20 protein-coding genes and 2 pseudogenes are annotated in these 17,196 nt (G+C 45.4%); 10 read left to right on the top strand and 12 right to left on the bottom strand.

What is annotated here, in order from left to right; translation table 11 throughout:
- Positions 1 to 11: 11 nt before the first annotated feature.
- The gene (locus ACLGGO_RS23760; protein ID WP_446421144.1) at positions 12 to 1,259 is read right to left on the bottom strand and encodes a cation:proton antiporter domain-containing protein; all 1,248 of its coding nucleotides are present in this window, start codon (positions 1,257 to 1,259) and stop codon (positions 12 to 14) included.
- Between the two features lie 203 nt (positions 1,260 to 1,462).
- Here ACLGGO_RS23760 and ACLGGO_RS23755 point away from each other — a divergent pair, with 203 nt between their 5' ends.
- Positions 1,463 to 1,654 (top strand): DUF2795 domain-containing protein, encoded by a 192-nt coding sequence (locus ACLGGO_RS23755; RefSeq protein WP_446421143.1) that lies wholly within the window; start codon positions 1,463 to 1,465, stop codon positions 1,652 to 1,654.
- A gap of 133 nt (positions 1,655 to 1,787) precedes the next feature.
- Here the strand turns inward: ACLGGO_RS23755 and ACLGGO_RS23750 are convergent, their stop codons facing one another.
- Entirely contained in the window at positions 1,788 to 2,039 is a 252-nt protein-coding gene (locus ACLGGO_RS23750) for a chlororespiratory reduction protein 7 (RefSeq protein ID WP_446335093.1), read from the bottom strand.
- A gap of 376 nt (positions 2,040 to 2,415) precedes the next feature.
- Between ACLGGO_RS23750 and ACLGGO_RS23745 the strand changes: the two genes are divergently transcribed.
- Positions 2,416 to 3,840, top strand: a complete 1,425-nt coding sequence (locus ACLGGO_RS23745) for a protein adenylyltransferase SelO (RefSeq protein ID WP_446421142.1) — start codon at positions 2,416 to 2,418, stop codon at positions 3,838 to 3,840.
- Between the two features lie 9 nt (positions 3,841 to 3,849).
- Here the strand turns inward: ACLGGO_RS23745 and ACLGGO_RS23740 are convergent.
- Positions 3,850 to 3,909, bottom strand: a pseudogene (locus tag ACLGGO_RS23740) (PEP-CTERM sorting domain-containing protein); the annotation flags it as partial.
- A gap of 458 nt (positions 3,910 to 4,367) precedes the next feature.
- Here ACLGGO_RS23740 and ACLGGO_RS23735 point away from each other — a divergent pair.
- The gene (locus tag ACLGGO_RS23735) at positions 4,368 to 4,535 is read left to right on the top strand and encodes a metallothionein (RefSeq protein WP_446335091.1); all 168 of its coding nucleotides are present in this window, start codon (positions 4,368 to 4,370) and stop codon (positions 4,533 to 4,535) included.
- 94 nt (positions 4,536 to 4,629) lie between these two features.
- On the opposite strand, the gene ACLGGO_RS23730 is transcribed toward ACLGGO_RS23735, so the two are convergent.
- The 5 genes and pseudogenes from ACLGGO_RS23730 to ACLGGO_RS23710 form a co-directional block, all read right to left on the bottom strand.
- Positions 4,630 to 6,168: a bifunctional aminoglycoside phosphotransferase/ATP-binding protein gene (locus ACLGGO_RS23730; RefSeq protein ID WP_446421141.1), complete on the bottom strand. Its 1,539-nt coding sequence runs from the start codon at positions 6,166 to 6,168 to the stop codon at positions 4,630 to 4,632.
- A 107-nt stretch (positions 6,169 to 6,275) separates the two neighbouring features.
- Entirely contained in the window at positions 6,276 to 6,884 is a 609-nt protein-coding gene (locus ACLGGO_RS23725; protein ID WP_446335089.1) for a 50S ribosomal protein L25/general stress protein Ctc, read from the bottom strand.
- 260 nt (positions 6,885 to 7,144) lie between these two features.
- Complete coding sequence (locus ACLGGO_RS23720) at positions 7,145 to 8,482, bottom strand: adenylosuccinate synthase (protein ID WP_446335088.1); 1,338 nt, start codon at positions 8,480 to 8,482, stop codon at positions 7,145 to 7,147.
- Positions 8,483 to 8,651: 169 nt separating this feature from the next.
- Complete coding sequence (gene ppk2, locus ACLGGO_RS23715; RefSeq protein WP_446335141.1) at positions 8,652 to 9,452, bottom strand: polyphosphate kinase 2; 801 nt, start codon at positions 9,450 to 9,452, stop codon at positions 8,652 to 8,654.
- A gap of 137 nt (positions 9,453 to 9,589) precedes the next feature.
- A pseudogene (locus ACLGGO_RS23710) lies at positions 9,590 to 9,703 on the bottom strand (Uma2 family endonuclease); the annotation flags it as partial.
- 205 nt (positions 9,704 to 9,908) lie between these two features.
- Here ACLGGO_RS23710 and ACLGGO_RS23705 point away from each other — a divergent pair.
- The 4 genes from ACLGGO_RS23705 to ureA all read left to right on the top strand — a co-directional run bounded on the left by ACLGGO_RS23705 (position 9,909) and on the right by ureA (position 13,152).
- Positions 9,909 to 10,595, top strand: coding sequence for a GDSL-type esterase/lipase family protein (locus tag ACLGGO_RS23705; RefSeq protein WP_446335087.1), 687 nt, complete (start codon positions 9,909 to 9,911; stop codon positions 10,593 to 10,595).
- Between the two features lie 90 nt (positions 10,596 to 10,685).
- Complete coding sequence (locus ACLGGO_RS23700) at positions 10,686 to 11,564, top strand: urease accessory protein UreD (protein WP_446421140.1); 879 nt, start codon at positions 10,686 to 10,688, stop codon at positions 11,562 to 11,564.
- A 265-nt stretch (positions 11,565 to 11,829) separates the two neighbouring features.
- Positions 11,830 to 12,840: an AI-2E family transporter gene (locus ACLGGO_RS23695; RefSeq protein WP_446421139.1), complete on the top strand. Its 1,011-nt coding sequence runs from the start codon at positions 11,830 to 11,832 to the stop codon at positions 12,838 to 12,840.
- Between the two features lie 6 nt (positions 12,841 to 12,846).
- On the top strand, positions 12,847 to 13,152 hold the full coding sequence (gene ureA, locus ACLGGO_RS23690; protein ID WP_446335080.1) for an urease subunit gamma: 306 nt from the start codon (positions 12,847 to 12,849) through the stop codon (positions 13,150 to 13,152).
- Positions 13,153 to 13,187: 35 nt separating this feature from the next.
- Here the strand turns inward: ureA and ACLGGO_RS23685 are convergent, their stop codons facing one another.
- Complete coding sequence (locus tag ACLGGO_RS23685; protein WP_446335079.1) at positions 13,188 to 13,505, bottom strand: DUF3067 family protein; 318 nt, start codon at positions 13,503 to 13,505, stop codon at positions 13,188 to 13,190.
- A gap of 466 nt (positions 13,506 to 13,971) precedes the next feature.
- On the opposite strand from ACLGGO_RS23685, the gene petC reads away from it, so the two are divergent.
- A complete protein-coding gene (gene petC / locus ACLGGO_RS23680) occupies positions 13,972 to 14,514 on the top strand; it encodes a cytochrome b6-f complex iron-sulfur subunit (protein WP_446335078.1) in 543 nt (180 codons plus the stop codon).
- 76 nt (positions 14,515 to 14,590) lie between these two features.
- Positions 14,591 to 15,580, top strand: a complete 990-nt coding sequence (gene petA, locus ACLGGO_RS23675; protein WP_446335077.1) for a cytochrome f — start codon at positions 14,591 to 14,593, stop codon at positions 15,578 to 15,580.
- A 135-nt stretch (positions 15,581 to 15,715) separates the two neighbouring features.
- Here petA and ACLGGO_RS23670 read toward each other — a convergent pair whose 3' ends face one another.
- Together ACLGGO_RS23670 and ACLGGO_RS23665 are read right to left on the bottom strand one after the other, a co-directional pair.
- The gene (locus ACLGGO_RS23670) at positions 15,716 to 15,883 is read right to left on the bottom strand and encodes a hypothetical protein (RefSeq protein WP_446335076.1); all 168 of its coding nucleotides are present in this window, start codon (positions 15,881 to 15,883) and stop codon (positions 15,716 to 15,718) included.
- Positions 15,884 to 15,955: 72 nt separating this feature from the next.
- Positions 15,956 to 16,258 (bottom strand): RNA recognition motif domain-containing protein, encoded by a 303-nt coding sequence (locus ACLGGO_RS23665; RefSeq protein ID WP_446335075.1) that lies wholly within the window; start codon positions 16,256 to 16,258, stop codon positions 15,956 to 15,958.
- Between the two features lie 261 nt (positions 16,259 to 16,519).
- Here ACLGGO_RS23665 and ACLGGO_RS23660 point away from each other — a divergent pair, with 261 nt between their 5' ends.
- A complete protein-coding gene (locus ACLGGO_RS23660) occupies positions 16,520 to 17,023 on the top strand; it encodes an AI-2E family transporter (protein ID WP_446421138.1) in 504 nt (167 codons plus the stop codon).
- Between the two features lie 61 nt (positions 17,024 to 17,084).
- Here ACLGGO_RS23660 and ACLGGO_RS23655 read toward each other — a convergent pair.
- Positions 17,085 to 17,196, bottom strand: a 112-nt coding sequence (locus ACLGGO_RS23655) for a ribbon-helix-helix protein, CopG family (protein ID WP_446421151.1), incomplete at its 5' end; no start/stop codon positions are given.

The raw sequence follows: 17,196 nt of genomic DNA, 5'->3' as shown, positions 1-17,196 counted from the left end.
GAATCCATGATTTAGTGAGCCTCAGAGGGTTGGCGATGCTGATGTTTAGAGCCATAGAGCTGACTCAAAGGTGTGGCACTAATACTATGGACGAGGATAGAGGCAAAAATTATCAAGCTGCTAACTACCCAAACCTGATGATTACCTGTGAGGCGCAGCGCTAGATGAGAGTAGTAAAGAGCCGCAACGCCAATTGGACCAAACCAACCCACGAACAGAGGATCTGAGACACCATGTAGGCGCTTAATCCAAGGACTGAGAGCTAAGATTGCTGGAATGCGGCGCAAGAACAAGACAGCTACCACTAGCAGTAAGCCTTTCCAGCCCAGTTGCAGCCAGTCTTGCCAGGGCATTACTAAACCCAATAACAGGAAAATGGGTAGAGTAAAGAAGCGATCCACAGCTTCTTGGATGCGCTCTTCCTGAGTTCTTTCCTGAGTATTTACCAATCCATCAAAGACTAATCCCGTTATAAAAACAGCTAGAATACCATCGCTACCCAGTAACTTCGCTGCCCCCAATGCCAGAAGTGAAAGGGCAATCGTATAAGCGAGAACCGACTTTTTCTCAATTAAGTCCTTTTTTTCAGACCAGACTAATAATCGACCCGCCGTGTAACCCAAAAATACAGCCACTAAAACAGCGATACCGATTTCCCAAAGTATGGTGTGCAGCAACCAATGGGAAAGAGCAACTCCTGGCGATCGCGTCAGGAGTAGAATGGGTAGATAGACTATCGGATAAGCTAGCCCATCATTCAACCCTGATTCACTGGAGATGAGGTGACGTAGGCGTCCGGGAATATTTTCCTCAGCAATGACACCCGTAACAATATCCGTCGAGACAACCGGATCAGTTGGTGTTATCACTGCCCCAATCAGCATGGCTACGCCAAAGGGAAGACCCAATAACCACCACACCAGTAAACCACTGCTTAACCACATCAGGGGCATGACTAGCCCAAGTATCACCACTAAAGACTTCCAATGTCGGGGAACATATCCTTTGGGTATGCGTAGGGCAACACCCATTAAACCAATGGCAATGGTTAAACGAGCGGCTTCCTCAATCAGGAGTTCTTTATTGCCCCACCAGCTACTTATATCAAGCCACCCCAGAACATCTGAACTCATCAGAACGCCCAACAGCAGCGCAATCGTCGAGTCGGAAAAATACATCCGCCGCAGTGGTTTAGAGAGTAGCCCCACAGCCACAACCAGTGCGGCGATGGCGGTTATAGCAATGTTTAGCTGATTCATGATGAGTAGGATAGGGCTGGTTGACACATATTTATTGACAATTTAGTTAATATTTTTTAACTAAATTATCGCTTTTTCCAAAACTTGAATCATTCTCTATAAGTTAAAACAAAACTGTAATGTTCCAAATATACCCATAGGTAGATTATCGTGAGGGGTAAGGTAATTACATTAAGATACATAAACTATTGAGAGGTACATTTATGACTGTTTCTGCTGTTGACATTTCCAAAAATCTGAGTGGTTTAGACTTTCCTGCCAATAAGCAGAATTTGATTGACTACACCAGAAACCAAAATGCAAGTGAGGAGGTCATTAATACCCTACAACAAATGCCAGACCAAGACTATGGAAGTATGGCTGATGTAGAAAAAGGCTTTGGCGAAATCAAATAGTTCCTGGAATTATTGGCATAAAATAGCAACCAGCCTATTACGGAGGGTGTTTTAGAGGTTAATTTAAAAAAATCAATTTAATTAAAAAGAACTCCAGACGTTTGAGAGCAGGAGTTCTTTTTTACTACGGCTTTTATAGCCGCACGACATACCATTGCAAATATTCTCCAGGTTCCATGTCTAAGTCACAAGAGGTTTCCATTAAATACTTGGCTTGCTCCTCTACAGAGGAAAACTGCTGTAAATCACGGGGTAAATTATCCTGCCGTGTTGCCAAAATGGATTTAAGTTTTTCCAGTAACTCCTCCGGTGTGAGAAATTGCTCAGGTTGATTCGTTTCCAGAACCACATAAGCATCTTCTTGATACATGATTGAATCTGGCATGGTTCATTCCAGGATTTAGTTCAACAGTTATTGAAAAAATAAAACTAAGCTAACGCTATAGTTTTAGATTCTGGAAGCAGGTTTCACCCTGTTTCCCATTCCGTTTTCAGATTAAACAAATCCAATTGAACATATTTAACCTTAGATGACGGATTCCTAAGACCCACGAGCAACCCCAATGACTCCCTCTTTTTTTGAGAACCTGTTATTTCAGGTTTAGGCGTGACTTTCCGATTGCTCAACGGTAGAGAAACTATTCCAAGCTTTCACGGTAACTAGAATACTGCCAATGGGCTAGATTATCCACATAGCCGAGCAGCAGGAGACTATTATAAATGTACTCTCCTACATTTAGCTTCAACTGACCAACATCAATATGTTTCTCTCCCTAGAATACGAAAGAGCCTTAGAATCCCTCGGCTATGACTATTTTGATGAAGTCGCCGCCGCCGAATTCCCCTGTCATCACCTGCGGTTCCGCAATGACCAACTGCTGCCAATTTTAGGGTTAGACCCGCAAAGGGTAGCAGATAGTGATTTCATCCAGGCTTTTGGTAAGTTTGTGGGTATACGACCCTTTTTAGCCTTGCGCTATCACGGTTATCAGTTTGGCGAATATAATCCCAGATTGGGAGATGGTCGCGGGTTTCTCTATGGTCAAGTGCGGGGAACGGACGGTGAACTCTATGATTTTGGCACGAAAGGCTCCGGGACAACTCCCTATTCTAGGGGAGCTGATGGTCGATTGACGCTCAAAGGTGGAGTACGGGAAGTTCTCGCGGCGGAAGCGTTGCATAGTTTGGGTGTGCGTACCTCTCGCTGTTTAAGTTTGATTGAAACCGGGGAACAGTTGTGGCGAGGGGATGAACCATCTCCAACTCGTTCATCGGTGATGGTACGGATGAGTCGTTCTCATATCCGGTTTGGCACGTTTGAACGGTTGCGCTATTTTAAACGTGGGGATTTAATCAAAACGCTGCTTGATCATGTCATTGACTGTTACTACACCCATCTATTGCAACAGAAGGATAGAGTTGAGCAATATCGCCAATTTTATGCAGAGTTAGTGAAACGAGTGGCAGAGTTAGTTGCTCAATGGATGGCAGCTGGCTTTTGTCATGCTGTTTTAAATACGGATAATATGTCGATTACGGGGGAAAGCTTTGATTATGGTCCCTATGCTTTTATCCCCACCTATAATCCTGTGTTCACGGCGGCGTATTTCGACTATTATGGACGCTATTGTTATGGCAATCAACCGAGTATTTGTCGGTTGAATTTAGAAATGTTGCAGCAGCCGTTAGGCATGGTGATTCCGGTTGCTGATATGGAAGCTGGGTTAGCGGCTTATGACGAACACTATCATCAAGCTTATCGACAGTTGATGCTGAATAAGCTGGGATTTGAGCAAGTGAATGAACCACAAGGGAATGAGTTATTGAAGAGGACGATTGAGTTGTTAAAGGAAACTCAGGTAGGATATCATGCCTTCTTCACCGAATTGACCCAGCAGTTTCACCCCACTTGGCGCGATGATGTCTCACAAATTTCTGATCAGGTCTCGTTTTGCCAGTCGGCTGAACAGCAAGTGTTGTTAGCCAATTGGTGCGAATTATACCACCATATATTGCAGGATTTGTCAACAGATGAGTTGGAGAAAATGACTGAGCGGTTACAGGAGAAGAATCCGAAAACCGCATTACTACGACCTGTTATTGAAGAGGTTTGGGCAGCGATTGATCAGGACGATAATTGGCAACCGTTTGATGAGTTGGTGAGACGTTTACAAGTCAAGGAATAGACCCCTTGTTTATTTCTTCTGCTTTTTTGAATTTTTTCGATTAAATAAGACTCCAAAGCCGAGCGCTGTTTTAAGTTATCGGACATAGAATAAGCATTACTAGGTCAAGATACAAAAATAAATAGCGTTGATCTTTGACACCAAAAACTTTTATCCGATGACTTACAGCTTCAATTATATACAAACATTGACTTACTCAACTGAAACCCCTTCTGCATGGGCTGATTATTATAGTGGGACGTAGACATTTTATACCCCATCTAGGGACTGAAAACCTTTCCCTGGTAAGGGAAAGAGTAAAAATGCCTGAAACCCTTGTCAGGGATTTTGCGGAGTAAGACTGGTGACGATGCCCCTCCTACGGTACATCAAGGGTTTTGGCAGTTTTTAATCACAGAGTAACTTATCGTCTTGAGGTAGACCTTAAGAGAAATTTAACATCTGAACGACTATTCAGGTGTTACGATAAAAAAAATATCTGAAGACCTGTTCAGATATTGAGTCAAACTCTATTCTGGAGAGAAGTAATGACAACTGCCACTCAAACCCAATGTGCCTGTGACTCCTGTGAGTGCATGGTAAGTCCCGATTCAGCCGTGCAAAAAGACGGCAAATACTACTGTAGCGATGCTTGCGCTAACGGTCATCCCAACGGAGCTGGCTGTGGGCATTCGGGTTGTGCATGTCACGCTTAGTCACGTCGCTGAAGGGGCGGGTAAGCTACTTGAATAGGAGGCAGGGTGTAGGGTGTAGTTCCCTGTTCCCTGTTCCCTCCTCTCACCACAATACTTATTCAGCAACCCCTAACTGTGATTGCCAATCTTGAGTCGTGTCTACTGTCGTGACTAGAGATTGTTCCGCCTCGGTGAAGGGTTCAGCCGTGGCTTGTTGGCGAGTGAGCAAATCAGCCGTTGCATCGGATACATCTTTTGTGCGGGATGAGAGGCGATCGCGAAGGACTTCCATGGGGGCAGTGCAGTGTAGAATCCGTATGGGTAACTGATGTGACTGTGCTTTTGCGATCGCGTCCCCTCGAAATGCCTGTCGATCATACTTAGCATCGAGAATCACGGGGAAGCCTTGCTGTGCCAACATAATACCCAATTCTAACAGGCGATCGTAAGTTTTCTGGTTCATCTGTGGGGTATAAAGTTCATCGGGTCCTTTGTGATCCAACGGAATACCCGCTAAATGTTTACGTACCGCATCGGAGCGCAGGTGAATTGCCCCCAACTGCTGCGCCAATTGTCGCGCTACTGTGCTTTTCCCCGAACCCGATAACCCTGACATAATCACGACTTGTCCGGAATTCGTTTTCGTGTATTCCCAAGCCAGTCGATAATAGTCCGCTGCTGTTTTCGCGGCGTCTTGCTTCGTCTCCTCAGGAACAGCCGGATCATCGAGTAAGAACGACGTAACCTTCGCCCGCACATAAGCTTGGCGGCTTAAGTACAATGGCAATACCTGTAACCCTTCCCAATCTCCGGTTTGCTCCAAATAGGTATTGAGAAACGCATTCCCCAAATCTTTGGCATCCCGCGCATCCAAATCCATCACCGCGAAGGCAATATCATACATTACATCCACAAAGCGGAACGGTTCATTAAATTCAATCCGATCAAACAGTTGAATCTTATCTTGCCACAGGCAAATATTTCTCAGGTGCAAATCTCCGTGACATTCCCGAATCCGGTTATTTTCCCGGCGCTGCTCTAATAACGCCTGTCGTTGGGCAAAAAAGCGATCGCTAAATTGTTTAGTTTCTTTAAATTGCTCTTTGGTTTGCGGTCCACCGATATACTTTTCCGTTTGCTGATAATTTTCGTCATACGCTTCACGAATCTTCGCAGGTGTACCAAAGCTGCGGATGTAGTCATTGGTTTGGCTTTGAGCATGGAATTGAGCCACGACTCGTCCCAGGTTCTCCATATCAGTTGCTGTCAATTTGCCTTGATCGAACCTGGTGCTAAATAGTGCCTCCTGGGGGAATTGGCGCATTTTCAGGGCATATTCTACAGGCTGAGTGTCATCTCCGAGAATAAAGCGATCGCCTTTTTGAGTAATCGGCAAAACGTCCAGATAAATCTCCGGTGCTTGGGGTTTATTCATCTGTAACTCTTGCCAACAGAAATGTTGTCGTTTCTCCAAGGTTGAAAAATCTAAGAAGCCAAAGTTAACGGCTTTTTTTACTTTATAGGCATAATCCCCTGTCAGAAACACGTAAGATACATGAGTCTGAATCAATTCAATGGGTGTTTTAACCGGATGAGGATAAAAATCCGGTTGCTTCATTTGGTTAATTAGATCTGAAATAGTGCTTTGTGACATATCGTTTAATTTAGTTAAAAATATCAAAGGACAAGTGATTAATGACAAAAAAGCCAGGGATAATCTTATGTTCCCTGGCTAGAAAAGCAATTGCCCTCAGGTTAAATTTATTCAGATAACAGGGATGTCGGTTGCTGTTCCTGTGAGGGTTCAGCCGCCATAGTGGGCGCACCGAGGACATTAACCACCGGTCGTTGTGGATCATCCATAGCAGTAGCGCCTGCAGGTAGGACAATTTCGTTAACATGCAAGCTGGCGCCTACATCCAAGTTCGAGATATCAACGTCAATGGTTTCTGGAATATTATTCGGAGCGCATTCGACTTGAAGTTCAGTCATGACATGTTCTACAATGCCACCTTGCTTCACTCCAACAGCAGTTCCGACCAAATTTACAGGTAAGGATATCTGGATGGTATCCTGAGTTGCCACAGAGAAAAAGCTGAGGTGATAAAGGATAGGTTTCCAGGGATGAGTTTGTACTTCTCGCAGCAGCACTTTTCCATTCCAAGGTAGGTCAGGAATGTTGACCTCAATTGGGGTATGGTTAATATCAGCCTGCTTGAGCAAGGTTTCTGCGGCTTTAGCTGGAACCGTGAGCGCGACTGATTCGGCTCCTTGGTGACCATAGAGTGTTGCTGGAATTAAACCCTCTCGACGTAAGGCTTTGGGTTTGCTTCCCTCGGCTCGCTTTTGACATTCAACTTTAACTTCCATAGTTAATCTTTTGGTTCAAGTGTTGGTGTTGTTGACATCCTCACCACGCCGTAGGGGTTTGGTAACCAAACCCTTACGATCGCTTTTGGGGAGTTGACAGCTCTACGCACACCGCCTCATAAAAGGTCTTACACGCACTCCCTGTCCGTTTTAAGTCTCGGAATGTCCTCCCGCGACTACATGTATCGTTCAGTTCAAAAGTCAAATCCAATCTCACTATTGTTTTGACAAAGAACAAATGACAAAGGACAAATGACAAGTTATCCCGATGTTACTGGGATACCATTAGCATCTAGCAAGGCTCGTTTGGGTCCATGGATGGGATCTTCTACGATGATAGTCTGATCACGGCTAGCACCTAAAGACACGAGTGCAATGGGAACTTCCATCAGTTCTGCCAGGAATTTTAGATAAGCCAACGCCTGCTTGGGTAAATCTTCTAATGCGCGACAGTGAACGGTGGATTGTTGCCAACCGGGTAGAGTTTTATAGATGGGTTTACACTGAGCAAACCGACGCGCATTGCTGGGAAAGTCCTCACAGCGTTGACCGTTGATTTCGTAGGCGACACAAACCTTTAGTTCTTCTAGGGTATCGAGAATATCAAGCTTTGTGATCGCTAAACAATCCATCCCATTAATGCGAACCGCATAGCGACCAATGACCGCATCAAACCAACCGCAGCGACGGCGACGTCCGGTTGTTGTACCAAATTCTGCGCCGCGATCGCATAATAGTTGTCCAAGTTCGCCATGGAGTTCTGTGGGAAACGGTCCCTCACCGACACGAGTTGTATAGGCTTTGGCTACACCGATGACCCGATCAATCATCGTTGGTCCTACCCCTGCACCCACACAAGCGCCACCGGCTACAGGGTTAGATGAGGTGACGTAGGGATAGGTTCCATGATCCAAGTCAAGTAACGTCCCTTGCGCCCCTTCAAATAAGATATTGCGCCGTTGTTGAATGGCATCATAGATTTTGAGGGAACAGTCAACAACATGAGGGCGTAATCGTTCAGCATAAGCTAGATACTGCTCGATCACGGTCGCGGGATCTAGGGGAGGTATATTATAGAGTTTTTCTATAACAGCATTTTTATAATTAATTGTCCAATTAAGCTGTTTGCGGAGGATATCAGCGTCCATCAGATCAACGACTCTAATCCCGATGCGCTCCGATTTATCGGCGTAGGTTGGACCAATTCCCCGACCGGTGGTGCCGATTTTATGGTCTCCCCGTCGCTCTTCCGATGCTTGGTCAATTAACCTATGGTAAGGCATAGTGACGTGGGCAGTTTCGGAAATGAGCAGTTTTTGGGTAGAAATGCCCAATTGCTCTAGCTGATCGAGTTCACCAATCAGGACTTGGGGGTCAATCACTGTCCCCGAACCGATAATACATTCTGTTTCTGGATATAAAATCCCAGAGGGAATCAGGTGCAGCTTAAAGGTTTGACCCTGAACCACCACGGTATGTCCCGCATTGACCCCCCCCTGGTAACGGACGACGACATCTGCGGACTTGCTTAGTAAGTCGGTGACTTTACCTTTTCCTTCATCGCCCCATTGGGCACCGATTACAACAACGTTAGCCAAGGGTTTATTATACGCGCTAAAGTTTACACAAATCACCATTATGTGCAGCAGGTGCGATCGCTGTCAATGGATTTTGTCATTCGTCATTTGTCATTTGTCATTCATCATTCGTTATTCGTTGCTCCCTTCCCTCATCTCCCTCATCTCCCCAGCACCCTACACCGAAACCTTAGAAAAGCTCTGGGACAAAGGTTTGTGTAGACATAGGCGGACGAACATAATCCCATTCCTGCTGTCGGGGGGGTAATTCCATTGGGTCTGGTGTTAGATCTTTATAGGGGATCAGACTTAACAGGTGAGAAATACAATTGAGACGGGCGCGTTTTTTATCATCGGCTTCCACCACATACCAAGGCGATTGCTTAATATCCGTCGCGGCAAACATTTCATCCTTAGCTTTAGAATACTCCACCCAGCGAGCGCGAGACTCTAAATCCATCGGACTAAGTTTCCAGCGCTTGGTTGGATCTTCCATGCGTTGACGAAAACGACGTTCTTGCTCATCGTCACTTACGGAAAACCAATACTTGATCAGAATAATTCCTGCTCGCTGAATCATGCATTCAAATTCTGGACACGATCGCAAAAACTCCTGATACTCATCATCCGTGCAAAACCCCATCACTCGTTCCACACCGGCTCGATTGTACCAACTGCGGTCAAACAGGATCATCTCCCCGGCTGCTGGCAGATATGGCACATAACGTTGAAAATACCATTGGGTTTTCTCTCGCTCTGTGGGCGTACCCAGAGCCACAACTTTACACACACGGGGATTCAAGCATTCCGTAATCCGCTTGATCGCACCACCTTTCCCTGCTGCATCCCGCCCTTCAAAGATAACGACGACTTTTAATCCCTTTTGTTTAATCCATTCCTGCAATTTGACTAACTCAACCTGTAACCGACGCAATTCCTGTGTGTAAACTTTCTTCTTCAGTTTTTTGGGTTTGCCTTTGTCGAGTTTCATTTTTTCTTTTTCTTTGACCAGGAAATTTGGTTTATCTGTCACTTTTTCGTTGGTTGACTTGTTGTACATTACTTAAAGATAGATCTAGCTAAGGCAATTATAGAAAACCCCACTACACTATTTTTTTGTATCAAAAATCACTCCCCAGCCTGAAAGACCTGTTGAACCGTCAAATTTAGATCGGGGAAGGTGGGTGAAACAATGCGGTCATCTCCCCTAAACTGAGTTACCTGGTATTCACCGTCAATGAGTTAGTTGGTAAACACTAAATGTCGGTCGCCCCAAATGCACGCTTGTTGTCAGTGCCATTAATCTTAACTGGGCGTTGGCTAACATCCTGCTTAGCTAACACAGAAATCTAGTGACTATGGCGTGAGCCTCCGATAAGGTAACATTGTATCAACTCGTGTAAATGTATCGATTTGTTAACAAACCCCAGACGAACTACAATTGTCTATGCAAACCATCGTTTCTCCTAGCCTTCACCCTTCCCATGGAAATCCAGGACACCCCCTAAAACTAGTTGTCTTGGGAGATAGCCTGATCTATGGATTTGGTGATCCCGAAGGCGGTGGCTGGGTTGAACGGCTGCGACGCCAATGCATGTTACCAGAGAGTCCCGGTCATGTCCTCTACAATTTGGGCGTCCGAGGTGATGGTGTCAAGCAAGTCGAAGAACGTCTTGAACATGAGTTTCGCCGTCGGGGTGAACTGAGAAATCGCGTCCCTGATGCCATAATTTTGTCTGTAGGCGTGAATGATTCTGCCCGTGTCGGACGTTCCACGGGTCGGAATTATACAGACTTTGATAGCTTTGAGCAGGAACTGGCAAATCTACTCAACCAAGCCCAGCGCTTATGTCCCGTTCTATTTGTGGGGATGGTTCCTGTGGATGAAACGAAAATGCCCTTTCTGGATTGCTTCTACTATACTCATGCTGATCAGTATCGCTACAAAGAAGCAACCCGTCTGGCTTGTCTAAGACGCCAGATTCCTTATCTGGATATTTTTGATATGTGGATGAATCGGGGAACACAATGGTGGACAAAGCAACTGTCTACAGATGGACTTCATCCCAATGTGATGGGTTACCGGACATTGTTGGACGATGTTTTGCATTGGGAACCGTTCCGTAAACTTTGAAAAATTTTGTCATTCGTCATTTGTCAATATTCAAGGGAGCGAGAATCAAGTGACGTCAAAAAATAAGAACTGCAAAATTTTGTCCCCATTGTGGAAAACCAATTCATTGATCCCCAATCTGAAGATCTAATCCCCCAACAGAAGGGATGGCAGGGCAGTTTAGAGTTAGTCTATGCCGATGATCAGGGTAAAACCCGCTTAGTGCGCGATCGCGTGGGTTCCCCTCTGAAGGTGCAGCGCCCTTTTTACCCAGAAGGACAAGGGGTTTGTCATACCGTAGTATTACATACAGCCGGGGGTATTGTCGGTGGCGATCGCTTATCTCAAACCATCCACCTGCAAGAAGATGCCCAAGCCTTGATTACCACAGCGGCGGCGAGTAAAATCTATCGCAGCAATGGGCAAAGAGCCAGACAAAAGATTCATATCCACGTCGAAGCCGGGGCTTGTTTGGAATGGTTACCTCAGGAAACGATTGTATTTAATGGTGCCGTTTATCAGCAGCAGATGACGGTAGAATTAGCTCCGGGAGCCAGTTGGTTAGCCTGGGAAATTACCCGGTTTGGGCGTACTGCTAGGAAGGAGAGGTTCTTACAAGGGGATTGGCGATCGCATAGCGAAATTTGGCAGCAAGGACGTCCGTTGTGGATTGATCGTCAGTGGTTACCAGGCGGGGAAGCAGTACTTGATAGTCCCCATGGATTAGCCGGACAGCCAATTGTCGGAACTCTGATCTGGATTGGGCAACCCGTATCATCGGAGATAGTAGACAATGCCAGAAGCCTGTGGACAGCAACCCAGCGCCAAGGAGAAGCGGGAGTGACCCAAACTCAGGCACAAGGATTATTATGCCGTTATCGCGGTTCATCAACTACAGAAGTGCGAAACTGGTTTACCCAGGTTTGGCAATGTCTGCGCCTTACTTATTTAGGACGCAATGTTTCCCAACCACGAGTTTGGCTAGTTTAGCCAAAACGCTGGAAGCTACACCCTGTCTCAAAGGACAGCACCCTCGTTGGATCGGTGGGATAATTTTGCCCTTAAACGAGAAAGAGAACATTATCACCAATCACCCCACTGGGTTGCACAGAAAAATTTCTCGTCAATCCAAGGAAAATTAGACTCATCTTAAAAGATAAATGTGACAAGAAAGTGATCACCTTAACTGTCATTCTAATTTTAGATTATTCGGTAAATGTAGAATGAACTCAACACCACTGAATCGATTATATTTATGATTAATTTAACTAACCGTGAATTAATTCGATATTTACTTTTAATTGTTTTAGGATTGATTTTTTTTAAAGTCATTGTTTATTTTGAAACCGTTATAGTTGTTTTTGCATTAGCCGCAGTATTAGCATTTTTGCTCACCTATCCAGTGAGATGGTTGCAGCATTTTATACCACATACTATTGCCGTTGTTGTGGTATTTTTAATTCTCATTATTATAGTTTTTATTTTTACGGTTACAATAGGGTTTGCACTCTTATCTCAAGGGCAAGAATTAATTAATGAATTACCGGGTATTATCGATCAAGTTATATTTATAGGAGGACAAATTGAGAGGTTTTTGGAGAGATGGAATCTACAAATTGACCTCGAAGCAATTGAAGGGTTTTTACGCAATCAAACCCTTGCAGGAATTGCCCTTATTTTAGCAATATTATCCGAGTTACTAACCCAGTTCGTCAATCTTATATTGATTGCTGTTGTCGCATTTTTTATGTTGCTAGATAGAGGAAGGCTTTGGTCTTTCATTCTTCAACGATTTCCCCCTCCCCTGCGAAATAAGCTAAGCCTTGCTATTCAACGCAACTTTTTAGGATTTTTTTGGGGACGACTTCTACTATCAGCTTTTTTTGGCATTTCTGCCTTTGTTATTTTTGTACTGTTTAGAATTCCCTATGCCTTAGTTTTAGCCGCGATCGCGGGAGTGTTTGATCTGATTCCGGCAATTGGCGCAACTTTAGGGATTACCATTGTCGCATTAATTGTGTTACCTCAAGGAATTTTGCTAAGTATCACTGTTTTAGCAATTTGTGTAATTTTACAACAAGTCGAAGAGAATTTGCTGATGCCTCGAATTATGCAAGGCTCACTTGATATGAATCCAGTTGTCATGTTCTTTGCTTTATTAGTAGGTGCGAGAGTTGCCGGACTTCTGGGAGTTTTTCTGGCAATTCCTCTGGCTGGAGTTATGATCAGTTTGTTTGAAATCAATGAAATGAAGGGAACAGACTAAGTTATTATGCAACTCTCACCCCAGGAAAAAGATAAATTACTGGTTTTCACCGCCGCCCTATTAGCGGAACGACGCAAAGCACGCGGACTCAAGCTGAATTATCCAGAAGCCGTAGCGTATATTTCTGCGGCTATTTTAGAAGGGGCGAGAGAGGGGCGTACTGTGGCAGAGTTAATGAGTGATGGAACTACTCTTTTAACAAGGGATGAGGTCATGGAAGGGATACCAGAGATGGTGCAGGAAGTTCAGGTTGAAGCCACCTTTCCTGATGGGACTAAACTCGTCACGGTTCATAATCCCATCCGCTCGTAGGGGTTTGGTGACCAAACCCCTAGGTCACCAAACCCCTAAAAATCATCCAACATCCATTCCGACGCCCGCTCACCCATCTCAATGGGAATACTCACAGCTTTCCCCAGTCGGGGACGTTCACGAGTTTGCTCGATGTACTCTTGCACTTGGGGAACCGCACCCCAACCATGAAGATAATGGGCAATGGCGTCCAGATGCTCTAAATATTCAGCTTCGGAGAGGGGAAACGACTTCTGCTCTAGGTACTTCCACATCACCTGAACAAAGATTTTCCCTTGAGTCCGCCGAAGCTGGATATCATAAGAGCGTCCCCACTTGCTGAGCAGGATTTGGTGCAACTGTTGTCCTGTCATAGATCCCTTACCTAGCTGAGTGTTTACATTTTTTGACAAAGGCACGATGATAACAGCCTTCCTTTTTCAAAGGTAAGGGTCAGGAACCCCACTGCTATAGGTTCCGAGGGCTTGAAGGGAGCCCAAACCTGACCCGCCTAAGACCTACGAGGTCTACATGAAATCAAGCCAAGGCTTTCTATAGTCCTTGGAACTCTAAGCCAGATAAGACAGGCAGGGACGTGACTGTAGTCCGTCCATAACTATCTGCTGAGAATCCTTAGTTACACCAAGGAGAGGTCAATTTATGAGAAGGGTACAAAGAATGTAATAATACTCATAGCTTAAGCTGTAAATCCTTACTTACATAAGGATTGTGGCAACCCTGCTCGCGGTTGAATCCCTCTTCATAAAAGGAGCGGGGTAAAGAAAATGCTGGGAATCATCCCAGAGTTGTTAAAAAAAATATACCCTTAGGCATTCAGTTATGGCTCAAGTATCTGGCTCCCCAGATGTCCCCGATATGGGGCGTCGTCAATTCATGAACCTCTTGACGTTTGGTACGATTACGGGTACTCTCGTTGGTGCCCTCTATCCAGTCGTCAAGTACTTTATTCCCCCATCGAGTGGTGGTACTGGCGGTGGTGTCAGTGCCAAAGATGCTTTGGGCAATGATATCAAGGTGAGCGAGTTTTTAGGCAGCCATAACCCAGGCGAGCGCACCTTGGCTCAAGGTCTCAAAGGCGATCCCACCTATGTAGTGGTGACCGAAGACAAAGCGATTGCTGACTACGGGATCAACGCCGTCTGCACTCACCTCGGATGTGTTGTTCCCTGGAATGCCAGTGAGAACAAGTTCATCTGTCCTTGTCATGGTTCTCAGTACAACAGTCAGGGCAAAGTGGTACGCGGACCGGCACCGTTGTCTTTAGCGTTAGTTCACGCCAACGTCACCGAAGACGATACCCTCACCTTCTCCCAGTGGACTGAAACCGATTTCCGCACGGGCGACAATCCGTGGTGGACTTAATTATTTTCGTCATTTGTCCTTGGTGATTGGCAAATGACATAGCCCATTTTTGAATTGTGAATTTTTTCCTTAAGCGATGAGAACACCTTCTTTATCGGTGATGTACAAAAGCAGCAAGCGGATCATTACCCAAACCCTCTTGCTGACTTTGGCAACTGTGGCATTTTTCTTCATTAGTGATATTTCCCTTCCCCAATCTGCTGCGGCTTATCCGTTCTGGGCGCAGCAAACTGCCCCAGCAACCCCTCGCGAAGCAACAGGACGGATTGTTTGTGCTAACTGTCACTTAGCCGCGAAACCCACAGAAGTTGAACTTCCCCAATCCATTAAACCGGATACCGTCTTTGAAGCCGTAGTGAAAATTCCTTATGACCTTGACACACAACAGGTTTTAGGAGACGGTTCCAAGGGCGGTCTCAATGTGGGTGCCGTGGTTATGTTGCCCGATGGCTTTAAAATTGCTCCCGAAGACCGTATTCCTGAAGAATTAAAGGAAAAAGTTGGCGGACTTTACTTCCAACCCTATAGCGCCGATCAGGAAAATGTAGTCATTGTCGGTCCCCTACCGGGTGAACAGTATCAAGAAATTGTTTTCCCCGTTCTTTCTCCCAATCCCAAAACGGAAAAAGACGTCTATTTTGGCAAATACTCAGTTCACATTGGGGCAAACCGAGGTCGCGGTCAGGTTTATCCCGCAGGTAATAAGAGTAACAACACCGTCTACAATGCATCGAAAGCCGGTGTAATTTCTCAAATTACCAAATTGGAGGAAGGGGGCTACGAAGTAACTATTCAAACCCCTGAGGCGGGGACAGTTGTGGATACCATTCCCCCTGGACCGGAATTAGTGATTTCACAAGGGCAAGAAATCGCAGCCGGTGAGGCTTTAACCACCGATCCCAATGTAGGTGGATTTGGTCAGGTAGACAGTGAAATCGTCTTACAAGACCCGACTCGAATTAAGTGGCTGATGGTCTTCATTGGCGCAATTATGCTTTCTCAACTCTTTCTCGTCTTGAAGAAGAAGCAGATTGAGAAGGTACAAGCGGCTGAAATGAATTTCTAAGTTCAGCGATTGGCTATTTCCCAGCCAACTCATTAGTATTCCAATAAAAAAAGGGACAGGTTAGCTAGCCTGTCCCTTGTTTGATCGGTGTTTTATCGGGTTAACTTGACCCAAGACAAAACTTATGAGTGATTACTACTCAGTTTCTTGTTCTTCACCTTCATTTTCGCTTTTATTATCGCGATTCCCAAAATAACGCTTGTTTCTTGAGAAAGAAGAAGATGATGACTTCTTGCGAAACTGTCGAGCATAAGCTTGGTTGCGAGAAGCTTTCTCTTTTTTCAAATTGCGGCGTTTAGCCATTTCGGATGTCTCCATCAATACAACAAAACGCTTCTGTAGATTCACACATAAGCGCCAAAGTCAACTCAAAGTCTAGAAGCGGTTGTTTCTACGACCGCCACCACCACCAAAAGAGCCTCTTTTTTCACCATCTTCACGAGGTCGCGCTTGATTGACCTTGAGTTCACGACCCATCCATTCAGCGCCATTTAGCTCAGAAATTGCTGAGGCTTCTTCGTCTTCTGTCCCCATTTCCACAAAGCCAAACCCCCGCAGGCGGCCGGTTTCGCGGTCAGTCGGCAAATGAACCCGCTTGACGGTACCGTACTCGGCAAAGACTTCGGAAAGGTCTTCCGAGGTAACGGAGTAGTCGAGATTGCCTACATAAATTGACATCGATTGATGTTCTCCCCAATCAGAAAGTGTGTCGAGAGCCAAGATTTCGGAGAACAGCCTGTCAATACTTTAGGGGAAAAACCTATGAATACTGAAAACAAACGTAGTCACCGCTTTGAGTCTCAATATATATTGTAACGAATTCCTGCGCTTTTCGGGAGCTATCTTGTAACGAATTCCTGCGCTTTTCGGGAGCTATCCCTGATACATTCAACTTAGATACTTACAGCATCAGCATTTTCAACTCAAGTCTTGAGGTAGATGACAGGGGAAGGCATCGTTGCCAACAATAGTGAGATCGCTCAAGCAGTGCCTATGCGCGTATCGGGAAAAACGATTCAAATTTTACTGGCGATCATTGCCACTATCCTAGCGATCGCGGCTCTTAAGGCAACCAGTGCGATTACGATACCCTTGGCGTTTGCCTTTTTCATCGCGGTGTTAGTTCATCCCCTGCAATGTTGGCTTAACCGTCACTTACCCCATTGGCTTAGCTTGGTCATTGTCATGGTAGTCCTGGCTAGCGTTGTTGGGTTAGCCATCGGCGCACTGCTATTGAGTGCGGAAATCGTGGAACCTAAGGCACCCCAATACCTGGAGCGCTTGCAGCAGATGTTCGAGGGTGCCATGGCTTGGGCAAGACAACGGGGGCTTCCCGTTGAACAGTTATCTTCACAAAGTTCCCAGGGTCAATTAACCAATGAAGCGTTGGGCGGACTCAAGTTTCTCTGGGATGGGCTAAGCCTATTTATAGAAGCGCCGTAAAACCCACGTCTTTTAAGCGTAGGATATGAGGCGGGTCATCGGAGGGACGTAGATGACCAAATTACAAAGGTGCTCTTAAACGAGCTATCAAGCTTCTGATCAACTCAGACTTGCTCATTCCCCGCCTGGTAGCCTCTTCCTTTAGTTGTCGCATTTCATACTTAGTTAATCTG

This window comes from Coleofasciculus sp., assembly GCF_046565525.1.
In the GTDB taxonomy this organism is placed as follows: domain Bacteria; phylum Cyanobacteriota; class Cyanobacteriia; order Cyanobacteriales; family Coleofasciculaceae; genus Coleofasciculus.
The sequence above is the reverse complement of the archived record's forward strand: the minus strand, read 5'-3'. Positions and strand labels throughout refer to the sequence as shown.